Here is a 23,252-nt window from a genome sequence, read left to right on the forward strand (position 1 = left end):
TATTGTTGTGCATTGTTAACCCGACTAGATTAGCTGCAAACGCCGCTTCAAACAAAAATGCCACAAGCAATCTTGTGGCATTTTGTTTTTCTGCGTTCCTAAGTTCGCGCTGCTAGCCGGCTTTGGCAAACCACATAGCCTCTAAAGTCAGTTCGGCTTTTTACCTTCTTCCAAATACGTTATCGGCAATACCGACTCACTCTCTTGCTCCTCGGTTAATTGCGCCATCTGCACGCAGGAGGATGAAAGCGGATTAGTCGCGCTCGGCAAGTTCTCCGCCACACAGTTAGCGATTTCTTCTTCCTCAGTCAGCGCAACATTGCGGGGAACAGCATTGACACCACCGACATTCGCCATCGCGGAAAACTGTGCCTGCGCCGCCACTTTATCCACTAAACGATAAGCAACCCACACACCTAAGGTGCCAAACAAAATAGACCCTAATATTTGCCCAATCAATACGCCGTAAACTCCGCCCCAGAGTGCACCAAAATACACAAAAGGCACTGTGCCTAAGGTGGCTTTACCGACGTTAAACAGGGTGGAATATTTAGCCTTGCCGAGGTTATTAAAGGACGCATTTGCCACAAATAAAATCCCCGAAAAGATAAAGAATACCGCGATATAACTGCAGAAGAAGTGGATAAGATCGGCGCTGTCACCCTTCATATCAAACACATTGACCAAATGCGACTTAAGCACAAACAGCAACAGAGACATCACCAACACATACACAGTACAAAACTGGATGGCGCGGGTTAAACTCTCGCGCACTCGGTCAAACTGCCCCGCACCGAAGTTTTGCCCAACAATAGGGCCAATCGCGCCCGAGAGCGCAAAGATCATCCCAAAGGTCACTGGGATTAAGCGCCCTAATACCGCCCAGCCAGCCACATAAGCGTCACCGAAATCGGCAATGGCTCGGGTCACAAAGGCATTACCGATAGGCGTCGCCACATTGGTTAACATCGCAGGTCCCGCAATGGCAAAAATGGGTTTAAGATCGGCGACAAAATGCGCCTTATCGAAATGACCTAACAACTTATGCTTAACTACAACGCCGCGACCAGCAATCACAAATACCGCCACCCGCGCTAAGACGGATGCCAATGCCGCGCCTTCTATCCCCATGACGAACATGAAGATAAAAATCGGGTCGAGTACGGCATTGACTCCGCCGCCCGCTAAGGTCGACATCATGGATAACTTTGCATCACCCACGGCGCGCAAAGCCCCGCCGAGCGCCATAGCAAGACAAATAAAGGGCAAGGAAGGCACTAAGATATACAAGTAGCTGGCAGCGAGCTCAGCCGTATGGCCACTCGCGCCCACTAAGGCAACCAACTCAGGGATGAAGGTAGTGACCACCGCGGCCACCAGCACGCTAATCAGCGTTGTCACCACTGCGCTATTGAGCAATAACCGCTTTGCCAGCACCACATCTTTTGCGCCAATCGAGCGAGACACTAAAGCGCCTAAAGCAATTGATAATCCTATCCCAATGGACGTCGTGAAAAAGGAGATACTGCCCGCATAACCCACAGCCGCAGCAAGCTCATGCTCCCCCAATAAGCTCAGGAAAAAGATATCCAGTAAATCCACCACAAATAAGGCAGAAATCCCCACCGCGGCGGTCGAACTCATCACTAAGATGTGGCGTAATATGGGGCCTTCAACAAACTTAGCTTGCGTCATACGTGTGTTTTACCTGCAAAAAATAATAAGTGTCAGCCAACGCTATGACTAAGCGCCTTTTTCAACGGGGGCATCTAGGCTATCTAACTCGCATCCGCAACGGCTACAGTACATGGCATCAAGATCGTGACCGGTTTTATGGCATTGATTGCACGAGCGTAAATCTCGATGACGCCCTACTTCTTGGGAGATCTCCGCAGTTAAAATCCCCGTTGGGATCGCGATAATCGAGTAACCAATCAGCATAGTAAAAGCCGCAATCGCCTGTCCTAATCCAGTTTTAGGGGTGATGTCGCCGTAACCGACAGTGGTAATCGTTACAATCGTCCAGTAGACAGATTTAGGAATTGAACTAAAACCATTATCAGGCCCTTCAACCACATACATTACCGCACTGAGCACCATAACGATCAAACTGACCGAGAAGAAAAACAAAAATACCTTACGGCTCGACTGCATCATCGCCCTAAGCAGCACATTTCCTTCGCTCAAATAACGCAGTAATTTGAGTACGCGGAAAATCCTAAATAACCTCAGTATCCGGATGACTAAGGTAAAGTTAGCGCCAGGGATCAGTAACGCCAGATAACTTGGCAATACCGATAATAAATCGACTACGCCATAAAAACTGCGGGCATATAGCACAGGATGAGTCGCACAGTACAAACGTAGACCATATTCAATGGTAAAGATGACAGTAAAAACCCATTCCAAGACGCGAATAATCTGCCCATATTCACGATGGAACATTTCCACCGTATCGAGGAACACCAAACCGACACTCAGCACAATGCACACCATTAAGGCGATATCAAAATAGCGGCCAGCGGGGGTATCAGTGCCAAAAATAATGGTACGTAATTGACGTTTTAATGGGCTTTCGGATTCGATATTTTCAGACATACAAACTTTGACTTCCTTGCAACAAACTAAGTAACACTGGGATGATACCAATCACATTAAATATCTAATCAGTTCAAAGCCTCACAGGCATCTCAATCCAAGGCGTATTGACGCAGAAATGGTTATTCCCTTTTAAGTCAATGCAACACGGGAGTGGGATGCCTGTGAGGCTCCCGAAGGGCGGCTGATGTTAACGGCATGGCAACGCGCTTTATACTGCGTTTAAGGCTTTCGACAGAGCACCACTATGCCTTCAAGCCTTCGCCTTGTCTAAAGCGCGTTGAACTCCTGCTGAATGAACAGATATTTAATACGATTGGTATTACACCATAAATATCCCACGAGTCTGCCATGCAATTGCACTCAGCTCAAAATTATCTACTCACAGCAGGATAAAATTGCGGTATGATGCCGAAAAAAGCCAACAACTAGTGTTAATTTTCGAGGACTTCATGCGCGCCACCCTACTTTCCACATTGACCTCCCTCACTGTGACTATCGCGGCACTCGTTTCACCCGTATTACATGCCTCTGGCATGGGTAAAGTGGATCTTGTGGTGATCACAAAATCCGAATCCAGTATGGCTTTATTGCGCGATGGCAAAATACTCAAACAATATCGCATTGCTATGGGTGACTTGCCCGCAGGACACAAATTAAAGGAAGGCGATCAACGCACACCACAGGGGCGTTATACCTTAGATTATAAAAAGCCCGACAGTGCCTATTATAAATCGATCCATATTTCCTATCCCAACGAAGAAGATAAACTCAGAGCCAAAGCTTTAGGCATTAGACCCGGTGGCATGATCATGATCCACGGTCAGAACCCTAAGTCGCCGCTGTCGCCAGAACAAGCCCAGCAATACAACTGGACCGATGGCTGTATCGCGATTACCAACGCCGAAATGGATGAAGTTTGGAAAGTCGTCGATGAAGGAACGCCAATTGAAATTTGGCCGTAACCTTAGCCTACTTAGCCATGGCAACACGCCGAATAGATAATGTCACGACATCAAACACGCCCAGCTTAATGGGCGTTTTTATTTAGCCATTTACATCATATCGTTAGCTGTATTTTCCCCGTGATTTTGTGTAAGGGATAAAAACTAACGGCAATACACATGCCTTGGAGCCTATATGTCATCATCCAATCAAGCTGCCACGCCGCAGAGCACAATCATCAGCTATGAGCAATTAACCCGAAGCTGGCCCGCCTTCGAAGCTCAAATTTTAGCCTTGCTTGAAACCTTAGACTTAGCGGATAAAGCACTGGTTTGCGATCATGTCGCGCTGCGCGTCAATTCCATTGCCAGTGCCGATGCCCTGCGCGATGCCTTTAGCTGCGTAGGTAAGATCATTTCAGACAACATCATCAATGGCCGTACGATTCTGATTATCGAACTGGATACCCCACTCACGCTCGGTCAATTCAGCATTGCCTGTGTTGAACTTCCCTACCCCAGCGACAAAGTCTATCCGCAGGAAAGCTGGGAACACATAGAGCTAGTTATTGATTCAAAAGCGACAGAGTGCGATACCCTGAGCCAAGATTTGCTCGCCCTGTGTCCCAAACTCAGCGCTTTGCTACCATCAGAACAGGCTGCTGAGCCTGTTCCGTCAAGCTCACTAGGCTTGAACTCACAAGGCTTAGCATCCCTTGCTGGGATAAAAATTAAGATGAGCTCGCCCAAAGGAGATAAAGAGCGTTTAGCCAATCCGACGATCGCCTTTAAACGCGATGATGTGTGCATTAAAGTGCATCCCCATGGCATAAAAGCGGTAATCGCCAGCGAGCAAATATAGCGAAGGTGTTTTAGGCAGGCTTAATATCTGCAAGAAGATAGCATTGAGCTTAGATTTCCATTGGCACTTACCGCACTTGTCTTAACGAACAAATCTGTTGATGACTATATCAATCAGGTTCAGTGTTCAGACTCAGTATCCAGATCATCTTTAGGCCCTTTTTTTGATAGTTTCATCAAAAATTACCAAAATTAAATCTAGAAAACAGCATATTTAGCGTAACTTAGGACGTATAACTCGCAGATGCCATCAGGCACACATTATCGAGTCCACTTGATGGATTCGATGTGCAAACAGAGGATCGCCAATGAAGCCACACAAGAACGAAGCGCAAATATTGAAGTTCGCCATGGAAATCGGCGTAGGCTATGCCAAAAAACGCGGATATGCGGACTTCGACAAGGGCATCTCGCCCAAAGACAAAGTGGAATGTATTTACCGTTTATTGGTCACAGACAACTTAATCCAGCCACTGGCCAAAGATAAAGAAGATGGGCCAAACATGAAACACAAACTGATTTTGTGGATCACCCGCCAGCTACCCGCCGATCATCCATTGTTGAAGTAATCTTTTTAAGCTAAGCGGTTGAAACCGATCATATGCAAGCGGACAGTTGAAACGAGTCTAGAACAATCCAACTCACTGAGTGCTAACGATAAGAATCATAAAAAATGGCGCATCATTGCGCCATGTTAGTGAGCCTGAACTGTATATCGAATCTAGCCCTTTTTAGCCGCTTTGTTAGCTTTCTCATTCGCCAGCACAGTTGCCATGGGTGGTACTATGGTCGTGGGATCGAGGCGCATTTGATACCAGTTCACTCGCCAATCTAAGTGCGGGCCATTAGCACGGCCTGTTGCGCCCACCTCAGCCACGGCTTGACCTTGCTTAACCACTTCACCCGCGTTGACGTACAGCTTACTCAAGTGCAAAAAGCTTGAACTCACGCCGTAACCATGATCGATCACCATAGTCCCACCCGAATAAAACATGTCTGGCACAGACAGACTTATCACACCATCGGCGGGCGCCACCACTACAGTGCCCGTTTTCGCCGCCACATCCACACCAAAGTGTGGATTACCGGGTACGTCGTTATAAATACGTTGGCTTCCATAACCCCCTGAAATACGCCCCGTCAGAGGCCAAATAAACTCTTGTAAAAAGGCCGTTTGCTCGCTAAATGTTGCCCGTGCCGCTTTGACCTGCGCCGTGTCTTTCGCCGCTCTTTCCTGCGCGACGGGATCGGGCTTCATAATCTTCGAGCTAATGCCCTTCACACTTTGAATGTTGTACTCACGCTTGGTTAACGTTAAAGGCTTAACCTCAGTCAAACCATCGGGATAAACTAAGGTTAATTGCTGGCTCAGTTCGCCATCGCGATCAAAACCAAAGGCGAAATGACCGTCAGGCGTTACCTTGATAGCTTCACCATTTAAGCTAATCTGAGTGCCCGCTGGCGCTTGACCACGCATTAATGCGCCTTGCTCTAGCTTGCCTTGCAAACTCACCGCTGCTTGTACATGAGGCGCCATAAGCACTAAGCCCAAGGTTAACCATGCCGTTAAACGATTTCCCAACATCTTATTTCTTCCCAAAACGTTTCTCAAAACAGTAGTTTCCAAAATCTGAGTTTCTAATATTCTACTCTTAGACATCTTCACAAAAATCCTTATCGATGGTCAACTTGGTCCAAGGCCCATTGAATGCGTTCTGCACGACACTAACGCATCACCAGCACATCACTGACTCATCGCTAACACTGAATCACTAAACTCTGACCGATTAAACCCATGCGTCACGTTAACCTAACCCGCCATAAAAATCGATCTACAGCGGCGTAAATAGCTAATGATGTATTGCATACAATAGCAATCGCGCTTTATCTAAGCTTATAAAGACACAAAAAAGCCCCGACAATCTGCCGAGGCTCATTGAGCAAGTCATTTAAGTCTACTCGACGCCATTACTCAAGCTTATCCCTTAGACACAATCGCGCCTTTACCCACACCTTCAAATGCCACCACTTTAAACTGACTTCCAGGCACTTTAGCGACGAGTGTCGTTGCAATATAGTCGGCTAACAACTCAACCGTCGTGTCGTGGGGAATTAAATCACAGCCTTCCTTTGGCATCGCCAATTGGAAATCCCCTTGGGGCGCTTGGTAATGGAAACCATAATGACTGTCATCGGTGATCCGCGTCTGAGACGATAGATTGAGGGTGTCAACAGAAACCAAATCCTCTTCACTGCCTAAATAAATATCGTGCCAGCGCTTGGCCCAATACTCATCCCACTTTGGTGCTGGGCTGCCATTTTCAAACACATGAATTGGGCTACGATGTCCATGGGCAATACGCTGGCAATTACCATCATGTTTACGTAAACCATGGCTGTAATGATAATAAGGCGTATCGAGGATTTCATGTCTCAAGGTGAGCGTGATCCCTTCGACATTCTTAGGTAAGGCTTCGCGTAACGCTTTCTGTAAAAAAGCATTCACGCTTGGAATATCAATTTGTTCGGTCGGTACTAAGGCAAAGGCTTGGGAAGGACAGGCCAAATGGATTTCACCTAACTGGCTATCAAAATCCATCCACACTCTATCGCCCTGTTGCTGCCAACGCACACTGCTGCACGCTGTAGGTACGAGTAAACGATGATCGGCCACCGCATCTATGGTGTGCTTGATAGTGCGTTTCACCTTAGCAAAATCGAGCACCATGTTTTGCTCGTCTAATCCGCCCTCAAGCAGAACATCGACAATCCAACTCTCTCCCACCATGCCGCGCTTTGGGCACAAATAGGAAAAATCGATCACAGTTAAATCTTTGACAAACAGTTGCATTAACGCTCCTCGGCAGAAAAACAGTCCACCTACTTAATTTGAAAGCACCACTTAGCGATGGCCGAGCGTGCTAACTTGAGTACCCAAAACGAGTAAACTCAACATGAATGGAGATTCTAATCAATTCCGCCGCTTGTCGCGACAAATGAATCAGCTCTGCCGCAAATTTGTATTAGGTTGAGTCTCTATTTTTGTATCAGGTACTCAAGCCAAGTATTGCATTAACTCTAACAAAAAGTGCATTTGCCCAAAAATGAGTCCGCCATTTTCAACGCTAACGGTGCCAATATCCCACGCCTTAACTCACCCGCGTCCACGATTTTACTTGTTTGGGTTCACCACTATCTTAATCGTGCGAGATATTAATCGAGAAAACAGGGTAATCATCAGATATTGATAGACAAAAAAGTCACTATGCATCGACCTTGCCGATTAACAGATAAAACCCTAACCGAAACAGGATTCAACCTAGCAAAATAACACAGTCAAAACAGCGAATGAGATCGCAAAAGCTTAATCCGCAACAGCGATAGACCCAATCGAAACAAGGTGTTATCAATTATTAACATTAACCTCTACCATCCCTTTGTAAACCACAATTTAATTAAGGTTATACAGGGAAAACAAGATGACCAAACTCACATCTATTGCTATTTTCATTGCGGGTATTTTCGCCAGTGCCCATGCCATCAGTGCTGAACCCATCGAAGTGATAAAAGCGGTGAAAGTCACCGAACCGGAGAAAGTTGAACTCGGTAAAATGCTGTTCTTCGAACCAAGGCTATCCAAATCGGGCTACATCTCCTGTAACTCTTGCCATAATTTATCCACTGGTGGTGTCGATGCTCTACCCACATCCATTGGTCACCATTGGCAGGAAGGCCCAATTAACTCCCCCACAGTGCTAAATGCCGACTTTATGCTGGCTCAATTTTGGGATGGTCGTGCCAGTGATTTGAAAGAGCAAGCCGCGGGCCCTATCGCCAACCCGAAAGAGATGGGCTTTACCCATGAACTCGCAACTGAAACTATCGCCTCTATGCCAGCCTACAGAGCGCACTTCGCCAAGGTCTATGGCGATGACAAAGTCACAATTGACCGTTTAACCGATGCAATTGCCACCTTTGAAAAAACCTTAGTCACGCCAAATAGTCCGTTCGATCAATATTTATTGGGTAAGCAAGATGCGATCAGTGTGAATGCCAAAGCGGGTTACCAACTCTTCAAGGATAAAGGTTGCGTGAGTTGCCATAACGGCCCGGCCGTCGGTGGCACTATGTATATGAAGATGGGATTGATTAAACCTTTCCACACCAATAATCCCGCCGAAGGCCGTATCGCCGTCACAGGGAAAGAAGCCGATAAGTTTGTCTTTAAAGTGCCGACACTGCGCAATATTGAACTCACCTATCCCTACTTCCACGACGGCAGTGTCTGGACCTTAGAAGAAGCGGTGAACACTATGGCCGATATTCAATTAGGCCAAAAACTGTCGGACAAAGAAAATCTAGAAATGGTCGCCTTTCTCGTCTCGTTGACGGGAGATCAACCTCAGATCACCTTGCCAATTTTACCGCCATCCAACAAGAACACACCGCGCCCAGTACCTTTTAGCCATGATCCAATGAGTAGCAAGCCAGTTAGCAGTGAGCTATTAAAGTAGTAACAGTCACTAAGTAGTAATAGTCACTAAATCGACAACGCTATTTAGGACGGAACAGACCCAACAAAAAGGCCGAGAGTAAACACTCTCGGCCTTTTCACGTTCGTTACCTTGATTAAACCAACAGGTTTATAGCGGTTTATTCGCCTTTAAGACGACGGTCGAGCTGATCTTTTAAGTTTGCGGGTACACCTTTGATTAAAATAGTGTCCGAGATAGGATCGTAAATCACCCGTTGGCCTAAGTGGCCGCCATCAAAACTTAAGGTTACGCCGCCGCCCGTACCAGAAAACTTCTTCAATTGGCGCAGGGTTGATTTGTCGGCCGGAAACTCTTCATCAAGATCATAACTGCCGCCACGGGCAAAATCATAGAAGGAGTCCATACCTTGATCGGCTAACTCATCGGCCAAGTCTTTGATCTCAATGTCAGCGCCTTCATCGAAACGCTCACTACAGTATTCAAACACTTTATTACGGCACTGCTGACGCTCGTCTTTCGTCAACTCACTACTGGCAACAAAATCTTCAACCGCATTCATTAAGGTTTTGTTTTGCGCCTTAGTGTTGACGCCTTCTACGCAGCCCATAAAGTCGAGGAAAAAGTCGGCGACTTTACGTCCCGCACGGCCACGGATAAAGGAGATGTACTTACGAGAATCCTTATCGGCTTGCCACTCAGTTAAATCGATACGCGCCGCGAGTTGGATGTTATTTAAATCCAAATGGTTATTTTGCGACAGCTCCATATCGTCTAGCACAGTCATCGATGACTTAGCACTTAATAAGGCGACAAACAGATAATCGCTGGTGATGCTGGTGTAGCAAGACATCAGCAAAAAACCGCCTTGGCTGAAATCGTATTTCGACAATTCTTCTTGCAGTAATTTACTGGCTTGGCCAGAAAATTCCACAAATCCTAAATCGCCGCCACGGTATTGAGTTAGCGCATTGGCAAAAGCAGGATTGGCCTCACCGTCGTCGCCATGGATACCAAAATAGCCAAAACCTTTACCGGCCTTTCCCGTATAAGTCTGGTGTAACTCGTCGAGCATCACCTCGACCGCCTGACCGTTCAGCAGAGGTTGAGGACGCAAACGGCAGCGTAATTGCCCCTGACTGTCCTGAGAAATCTCGTGAATAATTGCGTGTTCGATGTTAATACTCATAAGCCCTGATAGTGATACTGGGATAAATCCGCTATTATATGCCGCTAATCCATTCCAAAGTGAAACATTTTTTGATTATGGCAATCCAATCGAAATACTCAAACACCCAAGTTGAATCATTAATCGCCGAAATATTGGCTGTGTTAGAAAAGCATAAAGCACCGACTGACCTGAGCCTGATGGCATTGGGTAACTGCGTGACAAACCTGCTAGAACGTAAAGTGCCAAGCGAATCGCGCCAAGCCGTGGCCGAACAATTTGCAAAAGCACTCGCACAATCGGTTAAATCCCAGTAAGTTAACTGGGTAATAATCGTCAAAAGAATATAAGATACAAGGTCTTTTAGGAATAAGCGGATCACTATGGTCGAGCGAAAAAAGCAAATGAGCCGCGATCGGGTTTCCCGGCTCATCAACTGGGGACATTGGTTCGCCTTCTTCAATGGCCTATTAGCCATGATAGTCGGCAGCCGATATCTTGGCAGCGTGGGTTATCCAGAAACTTGGTATGGCTGGGTTTATCTAAGCGTCAGCACTATTGGTCAGTTTAGCTTTCTCGCCTTTATCGCCTATTTGATCTGTCTGTTCCCACTGACCTTGATATTGCCTTATTCGAAGATATTAAGAGGCGTCGCGGCGGTGATTGCGACCCTAAGTCTCTGTATCTTATTGTACGATACTATTGTTTACGCCGATTACGGCATGCACTTGAGCCCCTTCGCCTTCGATTTGGCCTGGGCGGATCTCAATGCCCTGCTCCACGGTACTTCCTATATCGTCACGCCACTCGCCATTATTGCTATTGAGCTTACGGCAGCGAACTTTTTGTGGAAGCGAATAGAGAAGATCCAAAAGCTGAATTTAGGCAATAAAGTCATAACCTTAGTGGGTATCTGTTTTGTCAGTAGCCACTTGATCCACATTTGGGCCGATGCCGCCGATATCACTGAAATTACCCGTTTCGATGATACTTATCCTTTATCATACCCTGCGACTGCGCGCTCCTTTATGGAAAGTCACGGTATTGATGGCTCGTCACAAGGTGACGATGTCAATCACAATACCAGTGTACTCAATTATCCCGAGCAGCCACTGACCTGCCAAGCTGACACTAAAATCAATGTATTGATGATCACCATCGATAGTTTGCGTGCGGATATGGTTGATGGTAAAAGCATGCCATTCTTGCAGCAATACACTGAAAGTAATCAGTCTTTTACCCAGCATTTCAGCGGCGGCAACCAATTTAGAACCGGCATGTTTTCGCTACTCTACGGCCTGCAAGGCAGTTATGGCGATGCGCGAATTTTTAATAGCACCAGTCCGCTAATGACCAGAAGCTTCCAGCAAGCCGGTTATGAACTGGGGCTTTTCCTCCCAGAAACCAATCTTAATTTGCGTTCTTCACAGGCAATGTTTAATGACTTCAATCCTGTGATAGCTAAAGAAACCAATGGCAGCGCCGATGCCGACTTGCACACAGTGGCCAGTTTTAACGAGTGGCACAGCATCCAAAATAAACCTTGGTTTGCGCTCGTTAATTTAAAAGCGCCGGAAAATTTCGATACTCCTGTGGGTTTCCTTGGCATTGAAACAGTAAAAGCCAATCCCGACCTTATGCCTGCGCAAAAGGTGCTGTTTAATCAATATCGCCAATCACTGTATTTTGTCGATCAACAGCTTAAGGCAATGCTGGCCAATGTGCCCAACGACACCTTAGTGATTATCACTGGGGTGAATGGCAAGATGTTCACCAGTAACAGTGACGAAGCGAATCGCAACCTGTCACCACAGAGTGTCAAAGTGCCCTTAGTGATCCACTGGCCTAATACGGGCGCGTCTAAGGTCAAATACCGCACCAGCCATTACGGCATAGCGCCGACTTTGATGACCCACGTGCTCGGCTGCACCAATAACACCACAGATTACAGCGCTGGCCGCAGCTTATTGCAACCGAGTAAAGAAACGTGGATCTATATTGGTGATAGCCGCATCTTCGCTATCTACCAAGAAGCGGAAGTGACAGTGATTGACCGCCACGGCAAATACCGTATTTACGATGAAAACTATGAACATAGGCTCAATAAGAAAATGAGTGCGCCTGAGTTGATTGAAGTAATGCGCGAAGGTCGACGTTTCTATAATCACTAATCTTCATCCTCTGCTTGAAGCCCCACTCCCTGCGGATTGGGGCTTTTTTTATTCCCCTAGCGACAGAAGAAATGCTTAGAAATCAGAGTTCATCACAAGATGATTAACCGATTCCCCTTCCACCTGAGTTTGCGTATCTCCAAAACAAAAAGCCGCTATCCAGAGATAACGGCGTTTTAGACTAGGGCTAAATATTAAGAACTTAACTTACGCCAATCCACAATAAAACTAAGTCACAATCAAACCAATCAACCATAAAATTAGCTCGCAATGAACTCACTCACGATCAAGTCTATTCGTAATCAATCGGCTTTAACCGTGGAGTAACGCTCTAACCAATGGGCGTAAGATGCAGGTAATACCCAAGATGGGCGCGCTATCTTTAAGGTTTGTGCCGCTTGATATGGCCAATGTGGATTCGCTAAAAAGGCTTTACCTATCATCACTAAATCCATTTGTTCATCTTCAATAGCAGCATTGGCATGGTGTGGATTATCCATGCCCCACGACGTCGCAACAGGGAAACCCACTTCTTGTCGAACCCGCGCAGCAATAGGCGCTAAGAATGCCGGGCTCCATGGAATATTTGCCGTCGGTGTTGAGAAACAAATGCTGACGTTTAGCATATCGAGCCCAGCTTGTTTAAATTGCTTCACCAATGCGATTGATTCAGTTAGCGTTTTTTCATCTTTATGGTCGAATTCAATCACACCCAATCGCGCCGTTAAGGGTAAATGTTGTGGCCAAACGTCTCTTACTGCCGCAACCGTTTCGAGCAAAAAGCGTCCACGCCCTTCGGCACTGCCACCATATTGGTCGGTGCGTTCATTGGCATAGGTTGAAAAGAAACTTTGGGCTAAATAGCCGTGTGCGAAATGCAGCTCCAACCATTCAAATCCTGCGGCTAAGGCCCGTTTTGCCGCAGCCACAAAGTCTGCTTTAACGCGCTCAATGTCCTCAATCGTCATGGCGGTAGGCACTTTAGGTAAGTTTGCGCCAAAGGCAACAGCAGACGGTGCAATCGGTTGCCAGCCTTGTCCTTCACCATTGGGAATATGATCATCGCCTTCCCACGGGATATTGGCACTCGCTTTACGGCCCGCATGACCAATCTGAATACCAGCGACAGCGCCGGCATTTTTAATAGCGCTAGCCACCTTTGTGAGACCTTGGGCTTGTTCGTCATTCCATAGCCCAAGGCATTTTGGGGTAATACGTCCTTCAGGAGAAACCGCAGTGGCTTCAACCACGACAAGACCCGCTCCGCCACGGGCAAGGCTAGTGTAATGCACCTGATGCCAGTCGTTGATGAGTCCGTCCGTGGCTTGATATTGGCACATGGGCGCAACGGCAATACGATTTCTGAGGGTAATATCTTTAAGTTTGAAGGATGAAAATAGATCGGCCATAGGTGTTTCCTGTGTCAAATAGAATCAAAAAGGAATGGAATACTGAATGACGACAGACTAGCCTTATCGTGTCATAATTAAAAGCATGTACAGATTATAGAGTTGATAAAGTTTGCTTATGATAAATCCACAGTGGTTACACACCTTTGCTGTTCTGGTCGAGAAAGGTAACTTCACCCGAACCGCCGAAGCCATTGGTATCACCCAAGCGGCAGTAAGCCAACATATCAGTCGCTTAGAAGAAGAATACGGCACACTGTTTTTACGCCGTCCCCGTCAACTTGAAATCACTCCGATTGGCGAAAACCTGCTGACCTACGTTAAAGACGTCGAATGCGCGCAAAAACGCCTACAGCAGAAACTAGTCCATGATGATGCTGAGGTCGGCGATATTAGCCTTATCACTCCGGGGAGCATTGGCTTAACGCTCTTTCCGTTATTAATCGAACTACAACAAGCCTTTCCGGCGTTAAACATTCGCCACCGTTTTGCCCCTGACAGTGAAATAGTCGCCTCGGTATTAGCCAATGAACATGAAATCGGCATGGTGACCTTAAAACCTTCCAATCCTCGCATTCACAGCACGCATTTCACCGAAGAGCCGCTTGAGCTCGTCGTACCTGCGTGCCACAAACAAAATGAATGGGTTGATTTACAACGGCTAGGGTTTATCTCCCATCCCGATGGCGAGGCCATGGCAACTCGGTTACTTAGCCGAAAATATCCAAGTAATCCCGGTATTCAAGACATTCCATGTAAAGGATTTACCAACCAAATCAGCCTGATCCTTGAGCCTGTCGCGAAAGGACTAGGATTTACAGTTATACCGCAATACGCCCGCAAAGCCTTTGAACGACAACAAGATATCTATGTTGTGGAATGTGGCAGCCAAGTTGTAGACACCATTTGGCTTATCCACCGCGCGGAATGGCCCTTGTCACGCAGAGCCCAAAAAGCAATCGCGTTTTTAAAGGGGAAGATATAAAACCGATTCATTGCTGTCTTCATTAAAGACAGCAAGCCCTTATTCTGGCAGAGGAATAAAGTCATCCTGCACGTTGCACCGTAGGTATCTATGTGATGAGTCAAACGCCGAAGGCGCATTGTGCTGGCGTTTGTTAGCTGATTTTCTTTAATTTATTTATATTTTTAATGTAGCCCAGCTCAAAAAGCTCTTGCCCGATAGCTTTTACTATCTGCGTTTCCTCTGCTGTTCTATCCACTTTGGATATAAGGTTTGAATATTCAACTTGCATTTGCTTTATTTCAAAGTCTCTTTTTCGGCAATTGACGCACTTGATACAGTGAGAATCAACCCAAAATTTTAGTTCTTCAAACCAGTATTTTTGTTCAAGCGCAAAAAATATAAACTCTCTTTGGCAACCTTTACAAGTCTCTTCAATATCAACGTACAGTTTTCGAAAATAGTCTGCATAATTCTGTTTTTCTGGTTCAGCAGGTATTGCAGTTTCAGGAAAATATTTCAAGCTAGCATAGCGCCAGTGGGCACTTTCAATTTCGTCTTTAGAATAAACGTGACCAGAGGTAATTGGTTGAGATCCATATCTTGGATGAGGTACATAATTCTTCATTTTGAAGTAATACTCAAAGTTTCAATAATCGCTAATGCCGCCAGCACGCGCGGCGAAGCTACTGATTGATATCCAATTCATTATGGATCAACACCACGCACTGGGAAGCAAACAACATCTTTGGCCCAAGGCTGATCTTTTGCGCACCAAGTCGTTTCAAGGTATTAAAACTTTTCTTCGGCATAGGAATATGATCGGTCAGCAAAAAACACGGATTACCCACAAACTCCTGCTCACGGATAGACGTGCCCTTCTTATCCATCATAAACAATTGATAATCCACCGCGAGGTCCTGCACCAGCTTTTCAAAACTGATGGTGCTCACAGTAATGCCCTCATCCACAACGCGAGTTTGCTCTTTCGTCATGCCCCGAGAAATATCTAAGGCCTTGGCAATTTTCGTCAGCAAAGCTTGTTCGTGAAAACCGCCAATATGGCAAATATTTCGGGTATCAAAGCAAATAGTGCGGGAAAAATCATGGGTACTTTCTAACACTAGATAAACGACAACATCGTTTCGATGGGACTGAGCCACAAAGATAGTGTTCATTAGGGTATGAGCCAAAATCTCGGTGTGCGCCTCATGGCCGACAGAAGCCAAAAACAACTGACTGTCAGTAGGTGCTGATCTTGCTCGTAAAACAAACGCGCGCATAGGTAAATGTCCTACTCAATAATGTCTTAAATGCTAAATGGCGAATGCAAATATCGATGTGAAACGTGTCATTTCACGTTAAGAATTTTTGTCTTTACTGTTCCAATGAAGTCGACTACTGGAGCTTAAACGATTAGCGTTAGTCCTCATGACCACAAAAAAGATATAAAAAAACAAAACCCCGTATAGCAATGCTACCACGGGGTTTTGTTTTTACTTAACTGTCACTTATCTTAATAATTAAAACAGACTAACAATTAAGCATTTAATTTGGTCGGTATGAGAGGATTCGAACCTCCGACCCCTGACACCCCATGACAGTGAACCGTTTAATCATAACCTACTAAATTTAAACATAAATCATGTGATTTTGCACGTTTTAATTACCCTAATAATTTATGTGCATTTACATGCAAATGCGAAATGTGCAGCCTGTGTATTCAATAGCTTACACTGTATTTGACCGTACAATTTGCACTATTTTTAGCACAAGCAAATCTAATCTATTTTTTTAAACGAATATTTCATGCTGAAAATATGAACAGCGAACGAATTATTTGCAGGCATACCTAGCCTGATGACTTTATTCAGGCCAACGTCGCTCCGACTTTATCTAGAAGCATAATAAAGTTTGATCAAAAACTAGATTGCTATGAAGAGCCGCAACACACTAGTTTGATAAATTATTCGTAAAAGCAGCCATTACTTCTGAATTGAATTTGGGCACAAGTATAAAATCTACTGAAACAGAGCTTTGTTGATTTCAATCACCGTTAACCCTCAACACCATTTGTACAAGACAGCGCACTACATGCAGCACAACTCATATGATCACGATAATGTTGGTCGAAGAACTTAATCGTTCTGGCCTCTAAAGAATCATATAATTCTGGGGTTAAGGGCATTTTCCACTTATATTGCCCCATCAATTTAGCCAAATGTCGGTAACAGGTTTCGCGACGATTAGAAAGGTATTCTGGCGCGATAAGCTGGCTCTCAAATTGAGTTAACGCCCCGGTTAAATAAAAGGTGATGCCCTGTACTAACTCCTTTACCTGTAATGGTGTCGCCTCTAATTCCCCTTTTTCTACTGCTAGATTGAGCGAGTCAGTAAACCAGCCCCAGAACGCATTAATGCGCTTTTTAAAGCGTTCGACTTTTTCATCACTGGCAAGTTGCCATACCATGGTATTAACAGAAACAGAACGTAACGTTGCAAAGCTTTTGCTGCGTTTTATCGTTTCAAAGGTAAATAGAATTGGCAACAATACTCGTTCTTTAGCCGTTAATTCAGGATTTTTATTAATAAAAATTGGCAAGTGATTAGAGGTTGCACTTCTTAGGAACAGACAAACTAAAACGTCTTCTTTTCGTTCAAAAAATTTGTACAAGGTGCCAGTAGAACAACCGACTTCTTTAGCCAGTTGAGAAAACTTAAAAGAGACGATGCCTTGCGACTCAATCAACAGCTCAGCTGCATCCAGTATTTGATTGCACCTTAAAATAGATAGTGTGTCAGAAGGACATTTCATGCACTAAACCCTAATAAAACGCTAAGTAAGCGTGGATTATGCGTTGTTAACTTATACCTGTTATAGGGTAAGGATGACTAATCGGGATAAAGCTCACGCAAGTGAGTATTTTATTTATGTTCTTTGTGAGTTACCTCAAGCATACATTGCAACAACAAGTTTTTTTCATAGATTAAAATCCCTTCACTTACATTTTTGTTGCAAAAAACTTTCATTTTCAAAAAAGATTATTCTAGACATAACTCACGAATAAGTTTGCCACTCCAAAAAAGCCGTGACTTAGTTCACCTTTAGCCTGCCCCATAGCCTCTATCTTGCTTGCATACTGAAGTAGAGGGTGAACAACATGCATAATAGAAGAAACTTTTTAAAACTGGGTGCAGGTGCAGCTATTGGCGGTATTGCAGCCGCACTGCCAAGTGCAGCATCAGCTAACGAGTGCGCATCAAACATAAAATGGGATGAAACACGCGATGTTATCGTCGTGGGTTCAGGTTTCGCGGGTTTATCTGCTTCACTCAATTCTAAACGCCAAGGTCTTGGTTCCGTACTTGTACTGGAAAAAATGCAAGTCATTGGCGGTAACTCTGCGATTAATGGCGGTTGGCTAGCCATTCCCAAAAATCCAATCCAATTAGCCCAAGGCATTCAAGATGATTCGCCAGAGGAACTGGTTAAAGATCAGATCATTTCTGGCCGCGGTATGCAAAATACTGACATGTTGCGCCAAATGGCTAATCGCGCACTGGATGCCTATGACCTGTGTATTAATGCAGGAGTAAAGTTTCGCGAAGGATTTAATCAGCAAGTGGGTGGACATAATAAAGCACGAGCGATTCGTACCCAACACGGTGTGGGTGGCGATATCACCACTAAACTTTATGAAATGGGTAAAAAAGAAGGAGTTGAATATCGTCTGCAACACTATGTTGAAGATTTCATCATGGATGGTCAGGAAATTATCGGCCTCAAAGTTCGCCAAAATTATCGTTTCCCCGATCTCAAAACTGGCAAAACAATCTATATCAAAGCTAACAAGGCCGTTATCCTTGCCCACGGTGGTTTTTCTCGAAATTTAAAACTGCGTGAGCTGGTTGATCCATCGCTTGATAAGACACTCGATTGCACCAATGCGCTAGGAGCGACTGGAGAAGTCACCCTTACAGCCATGGCACACGGTGCACTGCCTATACATATGAGCTTTATTCAAACTGGCCACTGGGGTTCGCCTGATGAAGGCGGCTTCGGTTGGTCAAATGCGTTACTATCGATTGGTTTCCATAAGGGCATTTCCGTCAATGTTCTTGATGGTAAACGGTTTATGAATGAACGTGCCGACAGAAAAACCTGCTCTGACGCCATAATGAAAAACCGTAATGCAGATGGTTCCCCCGCTTATCCTGTCGTGTTTTTTAATCATGATGACCATGTTGGCGATGAACGTGTCACCCGTGCCGTGCGTGACCAAATTGCCTGGAAAGTCGATAGCCTTGAGCAATTAGCTAAGCAGTTTAATATCCCACTAAATGAGTTAAAACAAACCGTTACGGAGTACAACCAACAAGTGCCTAAAGGTGTTGATCCACTCTTTGGCCGCATGATGGATACGGCTGTACAGCTGAAACCGCCCTTTATCGTCTCGCGGATCTGGCCAAAAGTGCATTACTGCATGGGAGGATTAAAAACCGATTTAGGTGCCCGTGTTATGCACAGTCAATCGTTAACGACAATTAAGAAACTGTATGCAGTTGGTGAAGCGACCGGTGGTACACATGGTGGAACACGTTTAAGTTCAACGGCATGCCTAGAGTGCTTGACGATGGGAATTATCGTATCTGAAACCATCAAATCTGACATGCAGGCTTAAATATTATGAATAAATTACTACTCACACTCCTTATTGGATTCGTATTTGCTGGCAATGTAAACGCCGGAGAGCTGGTCAAAATGAAAGGCAGTACTCAAGGCCGAGTAAATCATGAGTCTCTCTATCAAGAAGGCTGTAAAAGCTGTCACCAAGGTTCAGGTAAGCAAAATGCTACCGACGCTGCGTGCGTTGAGTGTCACGGTGACATAACCAGTATCCCCGTTGACGAGAAAAAGCTACCGATCCCAGAGGCTCATCCGCACAAATCGTTGCACTACAACGAAGGTGCAAGCTGCTTAGCCTGCCACGCTGAACACGAAAAAAAGGCCCCAGTTTGTGCTGAATGCCACCGTACTTGGTTCAAAAAAATGTAAATTAATTATTAAAATTCAAATACTAAAATAAAAGGTAACGATGATGAAACAATCCACTCGGTTTATGCTGTCCATGGTTGCAACTGCAATGGCCATGTCGAGTTCAGCCGCTTTTGCTGCAGAACAACAAGAAGATGGTATTAACGTTGGCGGTGCAGTGCGTGTTAACTATGGTTATAAAGATTATGACAAAGCCTCAAAAGACAAAGGCGGCGATTTTAATTTTGATATGGCCGCAATTAAATTTGATGGTAAAAAAGGCAACTTCGGTTTAGCCGCAGAATACCGTTTTACTTCAGGCACTAACTATATCAAGTACGGTTATGGTTACTACAACATTGATCCAGACTGGCAACTGCAATTTGGTATCAACAAGGTACCCTTTGGTAATCGCGAGTTTATTTCTAACAGTTGGTGGTTTGGTCTACCTTACTACTTAGGTTTTGAGGATGATCATGATATCGGTCTTAAAGCCACCTACGAAAAAAATGGCTGGCATACTGATTTAGCCTTTTACAAAAATGCTGAATATGGTGCGACCGAGAATAAGCGTTATTCGACCGATTTGTATACCGGTACCATCAATGGCACTGAGTATCACAATGAAGAAACTAACCAGTTAAACGTGCGCCAAACTTATACAACAGAATACGAAGGCGGCTCGACTACCTTTGGTGGCTCTGTGCAGTATGGCCAAATCTACAACAGTGAGACGGGCAACAATGGCGATCGCTATGCAGTAGCATTGCATTTAGACAGCAGCTACAAAGGCTGGAATTTACAAATGCAAGCCATGCAATATGAATATGATGCTGCAGATGCTATCGACTCCAATAAAATTGGCGTGTCAGTAGTGAGCTGGCAGTATGAAATTGCCTCTAAGGGCCAAGCCTATAACATCAACATTGCCAAAACCGTGAACACAGATTGGGGTAGCATTAAGTTCTACAACGACTTTGGTTTAATGACGCCAGATGTTGATGATGATAGCTACGATAACAGTATGCAAAACGTCACTGGTATGGCGATTTCTGCAGGCCCTACCTACACAATGATCGACTTTGTTATGGGTAAAAATATGACCTTCTCTACCGCCAATAACGACCATGTTGGATTACCGGAAGTCGGTAATGATTGGGATAAACGCATTAACATCAACTTTGGCTATTATTTCTAACTCTCTATTCTAACTCTTGTTTGTAATAATCAAGTCGATCAGGACGTTCCTGCCGTTTTGATCGACCGTTCTTTTTATGCCCTATTTATTAGGGCATTTTTTATTTTTCAATGTGATTTAGCCAACCATGAAGCAACACACTTTACTCGCCTTATCCCTATTTTTTATTCCGTTTTCACCACTCTATGGAACAGAGTTACAAATGGGGGGATTTATTAAGGCAAACGCACGTTATGTTGAAGGTAATCTGAAGTTTCAAGACAGTTGGACAGGTGGAGGTTCTTTCGCGGATAACACTAAACGTACTCAATTCAGTGCGCAAGAAAGTCGCGTAAATATGACCATCACCTCAAATGAAGTTCAAGCCTTTGCTGAAATCGACTTTGTTGGCTCGGCGCAGGGGAATCCGATCATCTCCAATTCCTACAGCCCCCGCCTAAGGCACGCATTTATATCCTACCAAGGCGTAACGGCTGGGCAAACTTGGTCCACCTTAGTCAATACCAGCACCTTTGCTGAAACGGCCGATTTAGGCGGACCATTAGTTGGTCAAGCCATGATCAGGCAAGCGCTGGTACGTTATGACACAGCCCATTGGCAGTTTGCCCTAGAAAACCCCTACACCTACGGAACTCAAGCACCAGAACAAGCAAGTCAACAAACTAAATTCGCCACAGCACTCACGTCAACAGAACCACTTTGGATTGATACCAACCATGATTATCTGCCAGACATGATCGTTCGTTACAACCAATCGGGTGACTGGGGTAATGTGTCGATATCAGGTTTACTAAGATATTTAGACTCCGCCGATACAGCCCAATGGGGTGGTGGTACATCAATAGCGGCAAAAATACATTCCATAGGGAAAGATGATCTTCGTATTCAATTGCACTATGGTCATTTAGGGCGCTATGTAGGAACCGATGCAGCTAGAGATATCACAGATGGGCAATTAGAAAATTCTTTATCCGTCATGTTCGCCTATAGGCACTTTTGGACCCAACACACACGTTCAAGTATCTTTTATGGGCACACATCCACAAAAGTAGAACAAACAGATCGCAGTCATTTTGGGGTTAACTTATTCACCAATTTAACCCAATCACTCACTTTAGGCGCTGAAATAGGTCGTTATCAAATGCAAGACAATATCACTTCTCTTGTGCCCACAGTATCCCAGCCCAGGGCAACTCAGGGAGCCTCCAACTATGCACAAGTCAGTCTGCAATTCCATTTCTAATGCTGGGGTCGCAGATAAGATTATTCGCGAGCAGAGTCACGAATAAGTTTGCCACTGAAAACATGACGTGATCCATTTCACCTTTGCGGTAGACCAATCTCTTTATTGTTAGTGACAGAACAATAATACCAACACAATACCGCCATTTTAAAAATTAAGACAATAGGATAGATAATGATGAAATTAAAAATGCTTTTTGGAATCGCCGCATTGGCATCAACGGCAGCTATGGCGCAAGGCCCACAATGTAACCATGCACAACTTCCATACCAACAAATGACCCCGGTGCCAGCGGACAGTACTCCTTATGTCCCACAAGATACTATGCCTGAGCAATGTCGAAACCCAGAAATTGAAGCTTATATTGCTGATTGGGAAGCAGGCAAAATCGATTTTAATACCATTAAACCCAACGATAGCATCGCCGCGGATCAACGTTTCTGTAAAACATTGGATGATAATGGCAATGTCCTAGAAGCAAAAAACTGCGACCCTAAAAACTCTCCCGTTGGCTATATTTGGAAAGAATTGTCTGACAGCCCAGTTGTTATCGGTATTACTAATGGTGGCAAGTCAGATCATGAGCCGCACTTTCATGGCCAACCTGAGTGTTATTACGTCGTAAATGGCACAAGTAAAACATTAGCAAACAATAAATTTGAAACCCTAGCTAAAGGTCAATACTTCTACATACCTGGGGCTCATATCCACAACACGCCAATTTTAAACAAAGAGGGTTTAGGCGTGTTCTACTGGTATCCGAATAATGCTCATTTTGATGGTTTTAAATACTATTGGCGCAAAGATGTGAAAAACTTGAGAGTGGCTGAAGAAGCCTTTGATCGTGTTGATGCCATTCGTAAACGTGATCTTAACCTAGGCCCATACGGTACAAACGAAGCATTCTTTAAAAAATAAGCCAAATTGAAATAAACCACCTTCCTAAGAAGGTGGTTTAGCCTTCTTTGCTCCGCTTATATCGCCACTACCTCATCCTGCGAAGTAAAAAAATGGAGATATAACATTGGCGCATAAAGCAAAGATCGAAGGATCACAAATCGATCTGTTGAAGTTGGTATATCTGAGCACACCTATTTTTTGAGGTTCTGAGAAAACAAGGAAAATAATCAATTAGAATCAATACCATAGATGGCGTTCAAAATTATGG

General features: G+C 44.8%; 21 protein-coding genes. 12 read left to right on the forward strand and 9 right to left on the reverse strand.

Annotated features, from left to right (window positions below; all coding sequences use genetic code 11):
• Window positions 1-147: 147 nt before the first annotated feature.
• Together FW758_RS15125 and FW758_RS15130 are read right to left on the reverse strand one after the other, a co-directional pair.
• Window positions 148-1,695 carry an MATE family efflux transporter gene (locus FW758_RS15125; protein ID WP_446445814.1) on the reverse strand — a complete coding sequence of 516 codons (1,548 nt, stop codon included), beginning with the start codon at window positions 1,693-1,695 and terminating at the stop codon, window positions 148-150.
• Between the two features lie 48 nt (window positions 1,696-1,743).
• On the reverse strand, window positions 1,744-2,598 hold the full coding sequence (locus FW758_RS15130; RefSeq protein WP_011847031.1) for an ion transporter: 855 nt from the start codon (window positions 2,596-2,598) through the stop codon (window positions 1,744-1,746).
• A 452-nt stretch (window positions 2,599-3,050) separates the two neighbouring features.
• Here FW758_RS15130 and FW758_RS15135 point away from each other — a divergent pair, with 452 nt between their 5' ends.
• The 3 genes from FW758_RS15135 (at window position 3,051) to FW758_RS15145 (ending at window position 4,972) form a co-directional block, all read left to right on the forward strand.
• The gene (locus tag FW758_RS15135; RefSeq protein WP_049793100.1) at window positions 3,051-3,563 is read left to right on the forward strand and encodes a L,D-transpeptidase family protein; all 513 of its coding nucleotides are present in this window, start codon (window positions 3,051-3,053) and stop codon (window positions 3,561-3,563) included.
• A 175-nt stretch (window positions 3,564-3,738) separates the two neighbouring features.
• On the forward strand, window positions 3,739-4,404 hold the full coding sequence (locus FW758_RS15140; RefSeq protein WP_413490401.1) for a VOC family protein: 666 nt from the start codon (window positions 3,739-3,741) through the stop codon (window positions 4,402-4,404).
• Window positions 4,405-4,711: 307 nt separating this feature from the next.
• On the forward strand, window positions 4,712-4,972 hold the full coding sequence (locus FW758_RS15145) for a DUF5062 family protein (protein ID WP_006081993.1): 261 nt from the start codon (window positions 4,712-4,714) through the stop codon (window positions 4,970-4,972).
• 152 nt (window positions 4,973-5,124) lie between these two features.
• Here FW758_RS15145 and FW758_RS15150 read toward each other — a convergent pair whose 3' ends face one another.
• Together FW758_RS15150 and FW758_RS15155 are read right to left on the reverse strand one after the other, a co-directional pair.
• Window positions 5,125-5,988 (reverse strand): M23 family metallopeptidase, encoded by an 864-nt coding sequence (locus FW758_RS15150; RefSeq protein WP_446445815.1) that lies wholly within the window; start codon window positions 5,986-5,988, stop codon window positions 5,125-5,127.
• A gap of 393 nt (window positions 5,989-6,381) precedes the next feature.
• The gene (locus tag FW758_RS15155) at window positions 6,382-7,254 is read right to left on the reverse strand and encodes a 6-carboxytetrahydropterin synthase (protein WP_259510555.1); all 873 of its coding nucleotides are present in this window, start codon (window positions 7,252-7,254) and stop codon (window positions 6,382-6,384) included.
• A gap of 628 nt (window positions 7,255-7,882) precedes the next feature.
• On the opposite strand from FW758_RS15155, the gene FW758_RS15160 reads away from it, so the two are divergent.
• On the forward strand, window positions 7,883-8,917 hold the full coding sequence (locus FW758_RS15160) for a cytochrome-c peroxidase (protein ID WP_446445816.1): 1,035 nt from the start codon (window positions 7,883-7,885) through the stop codon (window positions 8,915-8,917).
• A 139-nt stretch (window positions 8,918-9,056) separates the two neighbouring features.
• Here the strand turns inward: FW758_RS15160 and yejK are convergent, their stop codons facing one another.
• Entirely contained in the window at window positions 9,057-10,085 is a 1,029-nt protein-coding gene (gene yejK, locus FW758_RS15165) for a nucleoid-associated protein YejK (RefSeq protein ID WP_006081997.1), read from the reverse strand.
• A 77-nt stretch (window positions 10,086-10,162) separates the two neighbouring features.
• Here yejK and FW758_RS15170 point away from each other — a divergent pair, with 77 nt between their 5' ends.
• Together FW758_RS15170 and FW758_RS15175 are read left to right on the forward strand one after the other, a co-directional pair.
• Window positions 10,163-10,381: a YejL family protein gene (locus FW758_RS15170; protein WP_011847036.1), complete on the forward strand. Its 219-nt coding sequence runs from the start codon at window positions 10,163-10,165 to the stop codon at window positions 10,379-10,381.
• 66 nt (window positions 10,382-10,447) lie between these two features.
• On the forward strand, window positions 10,448-12,235 hold the full coding sequence (locus FW758_RS15175; RefSeq protein WP_413473151.1) for a DUF3413 domain-containing protein: 1,788 nt from the start codon (window positions 10,448-10,450) through the stop codon (window positions 12,233-12,235).
• A 302-nt stretch (window positions 12,236-12,537) separates the two neighbouring features.
• Here the strand turns inward: FW758_RS15175 and FW758_RS15180 are convergent, their stop codons facing one another.
• Entirely contained in the window at window positions 12,538-13,644 is a 1,107-nt protein-coding gene (locus FW758_RS15180; RefSeq protein ID WP_446445817.1) for an NADH:flavin oxidoreductase/NADH oxidase, read from the reverse strand.
• 118 nt (window positions 13,645-13,762) lie between these two features.
• Between FW758_RS15180 and FW758_RS15185 the strand changes: the two genes are divergently transcribed.
• Window positions 13,763-14,629 (forward strand): LysR family transcriptional regulator, encoded by an 867-nt coding sequence (locus FW758_RS15185; RefSeq protein WP_446445818.1) that lies wholly within the window; start codon window positions 13,763-13,765, stop codon window positions 14,627-14,629.
• A gap of 133 nt (window positions 14,630-14,762) precedes the next feature.
• On the opposite strand, the gene FW758_RS15190 is transcribed toward FW758_RS15185, so the two are convergent.
• The 3 genes from FW758_RS15190 to FW758_RS15200 form a co-directional block, all read right to left on the reverse strand.
• The gene (locus tag FW758_RS15190) at window positions 14,763-15,236 is read right to left on the reverse strand and encodes a zinc-ribbon domain containing protein (protein WP_107404367.1); all 474 of its coding nucleotides are present in this window, start codon (window positions 15,234-15,236) and stop codon (window positions 14,763-14,765) included.
• Window positions 15,237-15,294: 58 nt separating this feature from the next.
• Window positions 15,295-15,891 (reverse strand): tRNA (pseudouridine(54)-N(1))-methyltransferase TrmY, encoded by a 597-nt coding sequence (gene trmY, locus FW758_RS15195; protein ID WP_446445819.1) that lies wholly within the window; start codon window positions 15,889-15,891, stop codon window positions 15,295-15,297.
• Window positions 15,892-16,664: 773 nt separating this feature from the next.
• Window positions 16,665-17,423, reverse strand: a complete 759-nt coding sequence (locus FW758_RS15200) for a TetR/AcrR family transcriptional regulator (protein ID WP_259520258.1) — start codon at window positions 17,421-17,423, stop codon at window positions 16,665-16,667.
• A 346-nt stretch (window positions 17,424-17,769) separates the two neighbouring features.
• Here FW758_RS15200 and FW758_RS15205 point away from each other — a divergent pair, with 346 nt between their 5' ends.
• The 5 genes from FW758_RS15205 (at window position 17,770) to FW758_RS15225 (ending at window position 23,002) form a co-directional block, all read left to right on the forward strand.
• A complete protein-coding gene (locus tag FW758_RS15205) occupies window positions 17,770-19,290 on the forward strand; it encodes a flavocytochrome c (RefSeq protein WP_342899049.1) in 1,521 nt (506 codons plus the stop codon).
• Between the two features lie 5 nt (window positions 19,291-19,295).
• Complete coding sequence (locus FW758_RS15210) at window positions 19,296-19,664, forward strand: cytochrome c3 family protein (RefSeq protein WP_259520257.1); 369 nt, start codon at window positions 19,296-19,298, stop codon at window positions 19,662-19,664.
• 40 nt (window positions 19,665-19,704) lie between these two features.
• Window positions 19,705-20,841: a hypothetical protein gene (locus FW758_RS15215; protein ID WP_259520256.1), complete on the forward strand. Its 1,137-nt coding sequence runs from the start codon at window positions 19,705-19,707 to the stop codon at window positions 20,839-20,841.
• Between the two features lie 127 nt (window positions 20,842-20,968).
• Window positions 20,969-22,084 carry a hypothetical protein gene (locus FW758_RS15220; protein ID WP_446445820.1) on the forward strand — a complete coding sequence of 372 codons (1,116 nt, stop codon included), beginning with the start codon at window positions 20,969-20,971 and terminating at the stop codon, window positions 22,082-22,084.
• Between the two features lie 174 nt (window positions 22,085-22,258).
• Entirely contained in the window at window positions 22,259-23,002 is a 744-nt protein-coding gene (locus FW758_RS15225) for a cupin domain-containing protein (protein ID WP_311989289.1), read from the forward strand.
• Window positions 23,003-23,252: the final 250 nt, after the last annotated feature.

The sequence above is a fragment of the Shewanella sp. 1180_01 genome (assembly GCF_052850535.1).